General features: G+C 69.5%; 11 protein-coding genes. 8 read left to right on the forward strand and 3 right to left on the reverse strand.

The features are described 5' to 3' along the window. Positions 1-196: 196 nt before the first annotated feature. The gene (locus VNS22_RS03620; RefSeq protein ID WP_325729703.1) at positions 197-661 is read left to right on the forward strand and encodes a MarR family winged helix-turn-helix transcriptional regulator; all 465 of its coding nucleotides are present in this window, start codon (positions 197-199) and stop codon (positions 659-661) included. Here VNS22_RS03620 and VNS22_RS03625 read toward each other — a convergent pair. Next, entirely contained in the window at positions 634-1,401 is a 768-nt protein-coding gene (locus tag VNS22_RS03625) for an alpha/beta hydrolase (protein ID WP_325729705.1), read from the reverse strand. The two genes, VNS22_RS03620 and VNS22_RS03625, sit on opposite strands and share 28 nt — an antisense overlap. 104 nt (positions 1,402-1,505) lie before the next feature. Between VNS22_RS03625 and VNS22_RS03630 the strand changes: the two genes are divergently transcribed. From VNS22_RS03630 to infC, 4 genes are all read left to right on the forward strand, one after another. Beyond that, positions 1,506-2,642 carry a glycosyltransferase family 4 protein gene (locus tag VNS22_RS03630; RefSeq protein ID WP_325729707.1) on the forward strand — a complete coding sequence of 379 codons (1,137 nt, stop codon included), beginning with the start codon at positions 1,506-1,508 and terminating at the stop codon, positions 2,640-2,642. Further along, on the forward strand, positions 2,642-3,568 hold the full coding sequence (locus VNS22_RS03635; protein WP_325729709.1) for a glycosyltransferase family 9 protein: 927 nt from the start codon (positions 2,642-2,644) through the stop codon (positions 3,566-3,568). The genes VNS22_RS03630 and VNS22_RS03635 overlap by 1 nt, the downstream gene beginning before the upstream one ends. Positions 3,569-3,677: 109 nt before the next feature. Next, positions 3,678-5,642, forward strand: a complete 1,965-nt coding sequence (thrS, locus tag VNS22_RS03640) for a threonine--tRNA ligase (protein WP_325729711.1) — start codon at positions 3,678-3,680, stop codon at positions 5,640-5,642. 40 nt (positions 5,643-5,682) lie between these two features. After that, positions 5,683-6,201 (forward strand): translation initiation factor IF-3, encoded by a 519-nt coding sequence (gene infC, locus VNS22_RS03645; protein ID WP_325729713.1) that lies wholly within the window; start codon positions 5,683-5,685, stop codon positions 6,199-6,201. 63 nt (positions 6,202-6,264) lie between these two features. Here infC and VNS22_RS03650 read toward each other — a convergent pair whose 3' ends face one another. Further along, positions 6,265-6,738 carry an Lrp/AsnC family transcriptional regulator gene (locus VNS22_RS03650; RefSeq protein WP_325729715.1) on the reverse strand — a complete coding sequence of 158 codons (474 nt, stop codon included), beginning with the start codon at positions 6,736-6,738 and terminating at the stop codon, positions 6,265-6,267. Between the two features lie 135 nt (positions 6,739-6,873). On the opposite strand from VNS22_RS03650, the gene VNS22_RS03655 reads away from it, so the two are divergent. Next, positions 6,874-7,188 (forward strand): hypothetical protein, encoded by a 315-nt coding sequence (locus VNS22_RS03655; RefSeq protein ID WP_325729717.1) that lies wholly within the window; start codon positions 6,874-6,876, stop codon positions 7,186-7,188. A gap of 10 nt (positions 7,189-7,198) precedes the next feature. Here VNS22_RS03655 and VNS22_RS03660 read toward each other — a convergent pair whose 3' ends face one another. Beyond that, the gene (locus tag VNS22_RS03660) at positions 7,199-8,263 is read right to left on the reverse strand and encodes an adenylate/guanylate cyclase domain-containing protein (protein WP_325729719.1); all 1,065 of its coding nucleotides are present in this window, start codon (positions 8,261-8,263) and stop codon (positions 7,199-7,201) included. A 57-nt stretch (positions 8,264-8,320) separates the two neighbouring features. Here VNS22_RS03660 and VNS22_RS03665 point away from each other — a divergent pair, with 57 nt between their 5' ends. Both VNS22_RS03665 and VNS22_RS03670 read left to right on the forward strand, forming a co-directional pair. After that, a complete protein-coding gene (locus VNS22_RS03665; protein ID WP_325729721.1) occupies positions 8,321-8,752 on the forward strand; it encodes an SRPBCC family protein in 432 nt (143 codons plus the stop codon). Between the two features lie 108 nt (positions 8,753-8,860). Next, positions 8,861-9,588, forward strand: a 728-nt coding sequence (locus VNS22_RS03670) for an aminopeptidase P family N-terminal domain-containing protein (RefSeq protein ID WP_325729723.1), incomplete at its 3' end; no start/stop codon positions are given.

The following is a 9,588-nucleotide window of genomic DNA, read 5'->3' on the forward strand; positions in this document are numbered from 1 at the left end:
GCGGTGTCGGGACTCGGGCGCTTGGCGGGACCACGAACTCGAACATCACGAGATTGCCTGCGCCATCCGTCTCGTCGACGAGGAAGCGCAACTCCAGCGCGCCGATCCGTACCGTCCGGTCGCTACGGTCTTCCATCCTCCGACTCCGCGATCGTAAAGTCTCTTTACAACCATTTTCGTAAAGAGACTTTACACGATGTCAATCGCGGATCGCCCGCCTTATGTCGGCGCGCTGCTGCGGCTGTGCCTGGGACAGGTGCGCGGCCGGATGCTGGAGGCGATCCGGGCGGCCGGCTTCACCGATCTCCAGGACGCCCATCTGGCAATCTTCTCCTATCCCCTGCCGGACGGCACGAAGCCTTCGGAGCTGGCCCGCCGGATCGGGATGTCGCGGCAGGCGACCAACCACCTGATCGCCCAGCTCGAGGCGCTGGGCTATGTCGAGCGGCGAGCACCAGAGGGCGGCAGCCGGCGCCTTGTCCATCTCACCGGACGCGGCTGGCAGGTCGGCCAAGTGATCATCGCCTGCCTGCAGCAGATCCAGGCGGACTGGGCCCTGCAGGTCGGGCCGGAGCGCTTCGCGGACTTCCTGGACGTGCTGCGGCTGCTGGCAGCCGAGGAGTCCGGCCCGGCTCAGACCAGCGGCCGCCCCTCCACCTGAGCCAGCACCCGGTCCAGGGCAGCGCCGATCCGGCGCAGGTCCTCGGGCCGGGACAGGCGGTGGTCGCCGTCCTTGATCAGCTCGACCGTGACCGCCTGGCTGGTCAGGTTGGCGGCGAGCGAGACCGCGGTCATCCAGGGCACGTCGGGGTCCTCCTGGCCCTGGAGCAGGTGGACCGGGCCGTCGAAGCGGATCGGCTCGCGCATCAGCAGGTGGCGCTCGCCGTCCTCCAGCAGGCGGCGGGTGATCGGCAGCGGGTCGCCATAGGGGGAAGGCTCGTAGAACACGCCGTCGCGTTCCAGGGCGGCCTTCTGGTCCTCGGTCAGCGCCGGGCGCATCAGGTCCTCGGTGAAGTCGGGGGCGGCGGCGATGCCGACCAGGCCCGCGACCTTGTCCGGGCGGGCGCGGGCGGCCAGCAGCATCAGCCAGCCGCCCATGCTGGAGCCGACCAGCACCGCCCTGCCCTCGACCAGCCGGTCCAGCACCAGCAGCGTGTCGTCCAGCCAGTCGGACAGGCAGAGATCCTCGAACCGGCCGTCCGAGACGCCGTGGCCGCGATAGTCGAAGCGGGTGTAGGGCCGGCCCTGCTTCGTCACATGGGCCTCCAGGGCCACGGCCTTGCTGCCCTCCATGTCGGAGCGGAAGCCCGACAGGAACACGACCTCGGTGCCCTGGCCCGGCGTGCGCCGGTAGTGGATCGCGGTGTCGTTCTCGCGCGTCAGTCGATCCGAAATCATCATCTGCCCGTCATCGCTTGGCTTCGTCCTGGTCCCTTCCCACGCTAGCACCGGTCCGACGGGCGGTCGAAGCATCGCCTCACCCTTCACTTCCTTAGCGGGTCTCGATGGCGACGTTGCTGCAGGTGCTGCCTGCGCTGGAAAGGGGCGGTGTCGAGCGCGGGACCGTGGATCTCGCCCGGTTCCTGAAGCGGGCCGGACACCGGCCGCTGGTGGCCAGCGCCGGCGGCGGCCTGGTGGCCGAGCTGGAGGCGGACGGCATCACCCACCTGGCCCTGCCGCTCGCCAGCAAGAACCCGCTGACCATCTGGCAGAACGCCGCCCGGCTGGGCGAGCTGATGCGGCGGCACCGGGTGGAACTGGTCCATGCCCGCTCGCGCGCACCCGCCTGGAGTGCGCGGATCGCCTGCCGGCGCGCCGGCACGCCGTTCGTCACCACCGTCCACGCCGTCTATGGCGGCTACGACTACCGGCTGAAGCGGCGCTACAACGCGGTGATGGCGTCTGGCGACCGGGTCATCGCGATCTCCGACTATGTCGCCGAGCATGTCTGCGAGGTGTACGGGATCGGGCCCGAGGTGCTGCGCACCATCTATCGCGGCGTAGAGGTCGGGGAGTTCGATCCGGGTTCCGTGTCCCCTGAGCGCATCGCGAAGCTCCAGGCGCAGTTCCAGGTGCCGCCCGGCCGCCAGGTCGTGCTGCTGCCCGGGCGGATCACCCGGATCAAGGGCCATCTCCTGGTGGCAGAGGCGGTGGCGCGGATCGCGCGCGATGACTTCGTCGTCCTGTTCGTGGGGCCGGATACGCCCGGCAGCTCCTATTCCGCGGAGCTGCACGCGAAGATCCAGGCCCTGGGGCTGGCCGAGCGCGTGCGCCTGGTGGGCGGCACCGGCGACATGGCGGCGGCCCTGGTGCTGGCCGACCTGGTGCTGGCCCCGTCGATCGGACCCGAGGCGTTCGGCCGGGTGTCGGTGGAGGCGCAGGCGATGGGCAAGCCGGTGATCGCGGCCGACATCGGGGGGCTCGGGGAAACATTGCTGCCGGCCACCACCGGCTGGCTGGTGCCGCCGGGCAATGCGGCGGCACTGGCGGATGCCATGGACCTGGCTCTGGCGATGCCGGCGGAAGCGCGGGCGAGGATGGGCGAGCAGGCCAGGGCGTGGGTGCGGGAGCATTTCACGGCGGAGCGCATGTGCCGGCAGACCCTGGCGGTCTATGCCGAACTGCTGGGGGCGCGCGCCTGATGGCAGATGTCCTCGTCATCAAGCATGGTGCCCTGGGCGACGTGGTGCTGGCCACCGGGGCGATGCAGGCGATCGTCCGGCATCATCCGGGCGAGCGCATCAGCCTGCTCACCACCGCTCCCTATGCCAGGCTGCTGGAGCCGTCCGGCTGGTTTGCCGAAATGATCGTCGACGAGCGGCCGACGCTCTGGACACCGATCAAGCTGGCGGGCCTGGTGCGGCGCCTGGCGCGGCAGCGCTTCTCCATGGTCTACGACCTGCAGACCTCACGGCGGACCGCCCTCTACTACTCGCTCTGGCCCCGGCCGAAGCCGCGCTGGTCGGGCATCGCCAAGGGCTGCTCGCATCCGGACCGCCAGCCGGACCGCGAGCGGATCCACACCGTGGCGCGCCTGACGGGCCAGCTCGCCCAGGCCGGGATCACGGACGTGCCGCCGCCCAGGGTCGACTTCCTGGACGGCGAGGTGGACCACCTCCTGCCGGACGGCGACTTCGCCCTGCTGGTCCCGGGCTGCGCGCCGCACCGGCCGGACAAGCGCTGGCCGGCTCGCCACTATGGCGAGCTCGCCACCTACCTGCTGGCGCTGGGCATCCGGCCGATGCTGATCGGCACGGCCGCCGAGGCCGACGCGATCCGCACCATCAAGGAGGAATGCCCGGCGGCGATCGACCTGGGCGGGCGCACCAGTTTCGGCCAGATCGCGGCACTGGCCCGCCGGGCCCTGTTCGCGGTGGGCAATGATACCGGGCCCATGCACCTGATCGCGGCAGCCCCCTGCCCGGTGCTCACCCTGTTCTCCGGTGCGTCCACGCCGTTGCGCAGTGCTCCCGGCTGGCCGGACGAGCCGTGGCTGCAGCGCGAGCCGCTCACGGCACTCGGCGTGGACGAGGTTGCGGCAGCCTTGCCACGCATCGCCACGGCTTGACATCGAAGCTGGCATGTACCCATGCCGTTCGCCCGGTGCGCTGCCCATCTAAGCGACAGGTGGCAGATTCGCGCCGGAGCGGAAAGCAAGGTTCTCGACGATGAGCATGATGGCGGATTCGAACGTGCACGCGGAGCGCCGCGGGGTGGTGATCACCCTGCCGGACGGGGCCACGCGCAGCTTCGAGACTCCGCCGACCGGAACGGAGGTGGCCGCATCGATCGCCAAGAGCCTGGCCAAGAAGGCGCTGGCGATCGAGGTCGATGGCGAGCTGCGCGACCTGGCACGGCCGATCGAGCAGGACGCGAGGATCCGGATCATCACGGCGGGCGACCCCGAGGCCGGGCCGCTCCTGCGTCATGACACGGCGCACGTGATGGCCGAGGCGGTCCAGGATCTGTTCCCCGGCACGCAGGTGACGATCGGGCCGTCCATCGAGAACGGCTTCTATTACGACTTCTATCGCGAGCAGCCGTTCACGCCGGACGACCTGGCCGCGATCGAGCAGCGGATGGCCGAGATCGTGAAGGCCGACCGGCCGTTCACGCGCACGGAGGTCAGCCGCGAGGAAGCGCGCGCCCGGTTCAAGAAGCTGGGCGAGAAGTTCAAGCTGGAGCTGCTGGATGCGATTCCGGCCGACCAGCCGGTGACGCTGTACAACCAGGGCGACTGGTTCGACCTGTGCCGCGGCCCGCACGGGCCGTCCACCGGCCGGATCGGCGCGTTCAAGCTGACCAAGGTGGCCGGCGCCTACTGGCGGGGCGATGCGAAGAACCCGCAGCTCCAGCGGATCTACGGGATCGGCTTCCCGACCAAGGAGGCGCTGGACGCCCATCTGCACCAGCTGGAAGAAGCGGAGAAGCGCGACCACCGGCGGCTCGGCCGGGAGATGGACCTGTTCCATGTCCAGGAAGAGGCGGTGGGTTCGGTGTTCTGGCATTCCAAGGGATGGCAGCTCTGGCGCACGGTCGAGAACTACATGCGCCGCCGCCTGGAGGCCGCCGACTATCGCGAGGTGCGCACGCCGCAGCTGATCGACCGGGTGCTCTGGGAGGCGTCGGGGCACTGGGACAAGTTCGGTCAGAACATGTTCACGATCGAGAACGAGGACCGGGTCCTCGCCCTCAAGCCGATGAACTGCCCGGGCCACGTCCAGATCTTCCGGCAGCACCAGCACAGCTATCGCGACCTGCCGCTGCGCATGGCCGAGTTCGGCGCCTGCCATCGCAACGAGCCGTCCGGTGCCCTGCACGGCATCATGCGGGTGCGCGCGTTCACCCAGGACGACGCGCACATCTTCTGCGAGCCCACTCAGATCAACGCCGAGACGGTGTCCTTCCTGGACCTGCTGCGCTCGATCTATGCCGATTTCGGCTTCACCGACATCAAGGTGAAGTTCAGCGACCGGCCGCCTTTGCGCGCCGGCTCCGACGAGGTCTGGGACCAGGCGGAGAAGGCGCTCTGGGATGCGGTCAATGCCGCGCAGCTCGAATGCACGCTCAATCCCGGCGAGGGTGCCTTCTACGGGCCGAAGCTGGAGTTCGTCCTGCGCGATGCGATCGGCCGCGACTGGCAGTGCGGCACGCTTCAGGTGGACTTCGTCCTTCCGGAGCGGCTGGACGCTACCTATATAGGCAGTGATGGCCAGAAGCACCGGCCGGTCATGCTGCATCGGGCGATCCTGGGCTCGATGGAGCGGTTCCTCGGCATCCTGATCGAGGAGCATGCCGGCAAGCTGCCGATGTGGCTGGCTCCCTTGCAGGTGGTGGTGGCCACGATCACCAACGAGGCGGACGCCTATGCCGACCGGGTCGGCGAGGCGTTCCGGCTGGCCGGCATCCAGGTCGAGGTCGACAAGGGTGCCGACAAGATCGGCTACAAGATCCGCCAGCACTCGCTGCGCAAGGTCCCCTGGATCATCGCGGTCGGTGCCAAGGAGGCGGAAGGGACCACGGTGAGCCTGCGGCGACTGGGATCGCAGGCCCAGGAGAGTCTGGCGCTTGACGCAGCCATTGCGTTGTGCCAGCGAGAGTCAATGCCGCCCGACATCGCGCGCACGGCAAGTGCGGCGTGAGCGGGCGAACAGGTATTAACTACGGAGCAGCAAGAACCGGATGAGCAACGCTCGGGAAGAGTACGCGGTCAACTATCAGATCGAAGCACGGGAAGTTCGCCTCGTTGGCGAAGACGGCGAGATGATCGGCGTCGTGCCCCTGCGCGAGGCGCTCATGCGGGCGGAAGACGCTGGCCTCGATCTGGTGGAAGTATCGCCCACCGCGCGGCCGCCGGTCTGCAAGATCCTCGACTATGGCAAGTTCAAGTACGAGGCGCAGAAGAAGGCCAACGAGGCCCGCAAGAAGCAGAAGGTGATCGAGGTCAAGGAGATCAAGCTCCGGCCCGGCATCGACGACAACGACTACAGCATCAAGATGCGCAAGGTGCGCGAGTTCCTGACCGAGGGCGACAAGGTCAAGGTGACCATGCGCTTCCGCGGTCGTGAGATGGCGCATCAGCATCTGGGCATGGACGTGCTCACCAAGGTCCGCGACGAGGTGGTCGACCTCGGCAAGGTGGAGCAGATGCCCCGCCTGGAAGGCCGGCAGATGGTCATGGTGATGGCGCCGCTGAAGTGAGCGGCTGACGCCCGAAAAGCGCAGATCGAACAGGGCCGGCCGGGATAACCCAGCCGGCCTTTTTCATGGCCGCTTCGGCAAGGGCGGCGCGCCGTCCGACTTGATCCGGCGCAGCACCATGTTCGAGCGGATGTCGGCGATCATCGGCAGGGTGAGCAACTGCTCGGTCAGGAGGCGCTCATAGGCGGCGAGATCGGCCACCACGACTTCCGCCAGGAAGTCCGCCTCCCCTGAGACCATGTGGCAGGCCGCCACCTCGGGGATCGCCGCCAGGGTCTCCTGCAGAGTCATGGCCGCCTCGCGCGAGTGGCGGGCGACCTTGATCGCCACGAACACGGTGAGGCCGAGGCCGACCGCCTCCCGATCCAGGATCGCCCGATAGCCCTGGATCACGCCCGCTTCTTCCAGGCGTCGCACCCGGCGCAGGCAGGGCGAGGGCGACAACACCACCCGGTCGGCCAGGTCGACATTGCTGATCCGGCCGTCCGCCTGGAGCACCGCCAGGATGCGGCAGTCGGCATCGTCCAGTTCCGGCATGTTTTGCCTCGTGCTGGGTTCCTCACGCAATATCCTGCCAACCCGGCCCTGTCATCCGACCGAGGATCGCAAGGACCTGCCGCGGGCAGCGGTGGCATGATCGTTTGCGTGATCGAGACGACACGGAGGCTCGTCATGTACGCACGCATCTGGCGTGGCTGGACCCGCGCAGCACAGGCCGACTCTTATGAGGAACTGCTGCGCTCGGAGGTATTCCCGGGCATCCGGGCCCGCTGCCCCACAGGGCTGGAGCGGATCGACCTGCTCCGCCGGGACGAGGGGGAGGAGGTCGGCTTCGTCACGGTCATGTGGTTCAGCGACAGGGCGGCGCTGGAGGCGTTCGCCGGACCGGACGGCGAGGCCGCCTATGTGCCGGCGGCAGCCCGGCAGATCCTGGCCCGGTTCGACGATCGGGCCGGCCACTACCTGGTCCGCCACTCGGACGAGTGACCGGTCGGCTTCAGGCCGGCAGGCCGAACACGGCGCAGGGTGCCGCGATGCCGCGCAGCCGGTGCCGGCCCAGCGGGATCGACGGGTGGCTGGTCGCTGCCGCAAAAGCGCCGGAGAGCAGCACCGGTCGGCCGAGCGGGCGGCACAGGCCCTCCAGCCGGCTGACCAGGTTCACCGACGGGCCGATCGCTGTGAAATCCAGCCGGTCGGCCGTACCGATATTGCCCCACAGCATTTCGCCGACATGCAGCGCAGTGCCGAATGGCAAGGACGGCAGGCCCTGTGCGGCACGGCTGCGGTCGAGATGGTCCATGCCGGCGCGCGCGGCGGCGACCGCGCGGATCGCCGCATCGCAGGCAGCAGGGGCACCACGCTGCCCGATCGGGAAGATCGCCAGGATGCCGTCGCCGATGAACTTCAGGACCTCGCCGCCAAAGGCGTGGACCGCACCGGCGATGCGGTCGAACCAGGCATCCAGCGTGGCGATCACTTCAGGTGGAGCGCTGGCCTCCGAGAGCTCGGTGAAGCCGCGCAGGTCGGCATAAAGCAGGGCCGCCTGGATGATCTCGCCGGGCTCGCGCCGCAGCCGACCGGCCAGCACCCGCGCGGCGCTGCGCTTGCCGAGATAGGTCTCCAGCAGGACGGCCTGGGTCGCGCGCGCGGCCAGCACGGCCAGTGGTGCGGTGGCGAATCGGGCCACCTCGTGCAGGAGCCGCAGTTCGGCCGGGCGCAGGGGACGGCTCGTGGCCCAGCCGAGCCGTGCCGTGGCACCGACCGGGGTCTCATGGACTTCGCCCAGGCCCACCAGCCAGTCGCGCGCGGCAGCGGCCGGCACGGCCTGACCCAGCCCTGCCGCGCCGAAGCCCAGTCCCTCGATGACCCTGCCGGTGTCCGCCCGCCACAGCCAGCTGTGCTGCGCGATGATCGGGTGCGTCGGCAGCTCGGTGAGGGCACCGCCGGCCAGCGGCAGGCTGCCGGCCATGAGCTTGGCGCCGAGTGTGGCCAGGAAGCGGTCGGCACCGGTCATACCGGTCGCCTCGTCGACCAGGAAGGAAAGGGCCGGTGGCAGTCGCATTGTCCGGATCATGCTATGGCAGTGGCATTGCGGTGAAACTGCCGGAAGAGGCTGCCGATGCCCGAGACGCTCTGCACCGAGATCGAGATCGCGGCCCCGCAGGCGACCGTGTTCGCCTTCTTCACCGACCCCGACAAGATCCGCCGCTGGATCGGCCCTGCCACCGTCGATCCCCAGCCGGGCGGGATCTATCTCGTCAGCGTCGCCGAGAAGCACGCCGCCCGCGGCGAGTTCATCGAGGTCGTGCCGGTCCACCGGCTGGTCTACAGCTTCGGCTGGGAAGGACGCCCGGAGGTGCCGCCCGGGTCGGGCCGGGTCGAGATCGACCTGGTCGAGCAGGGGAACGGCACGCTGGTGCGCCTCACCCATAGCGGGCTGCCGAACGAGCAGGAGCGCGCCGGCCACGAGAAGGGCTGGAACCATTATCTGCAGCGGCTGGCGACGGCCGCTGCCGGCGGCGATCCGGGGCCGGATTCGCCGCCCGACTGAGCCCCCGATCCTGGAACATTGGAGGCGGGCACGCCCGAGGCCGCTGGCCGCCTCCTCGCTCGGCGCGCTATCGTGGCGCCATACACCATCCGGAGCAGAGAAGCGTCGATGAACATCGCCGAGCGGCTGGCGGCCTTGCGCGCCCGCCTGAAGGAACTGGGCGTGGACGGATTCTGGATGCCGCGCACGGACGAGCACGGCTCGGAATACCTGCCGCCGCATGCCGAGCGCGTCGCCTGGCTCACCGGCTTCACCGGCTCGGCCGGGGTGGTGTTCGTGCTGCCCGAGACCGCGGCGGTGCTCAGCGATGGCCGCTATACCGTGCAGCTCGAGCGCGAGCTCGACCCGGAACTGTTCGAGCGCGGCAACAGCGTGGAAACGCCACCCTCGGCTTGGCTGTCCCGCCGAGTCAGGGCGGGCACGCGGATCGGCTACGACCCCCGCCTGGTGCGCAAGCCCGAGAAGGCGGCGATGGCGAAGAAGCTCGATGCCGCCGGTGCCGAGCTGGTGGCGCTCGACGTCAACCCGATCGACCTGATCTGGGCAGACCGCCCGGCGCGCCCGGCCGAGCCGGTCACGGCGCATCCCGTGGCCTATGCCGGCGAGGCGGCGGAAGCCAAGACCGAGCGGATGGGGACGGCGGTCGGCAAGGCCGGGGCCGACCAGCTGCTGATCACCGCCCCTGAATCGATCGCCTGGCTGCTCAACATCCGCGGCGCCGACGTGCCGTTCAATCCCCTGCCGCTGGGCTTCGCCCTGCTCGGGACCGATGGTCATGTGCGGCTGTTCACCGACCGGGCCAAGCTCGCCGGGCTGGACTTCGGCAACCGCGTGGC

This window comes from Geminicoccus sp., assembly GCF_035556675.1.
Lineage (GTDB): Bacteria > Pseudomonadota > Alphaproteobacteria > Geminicoccales > Geminicoccaceae > Geminicoccus.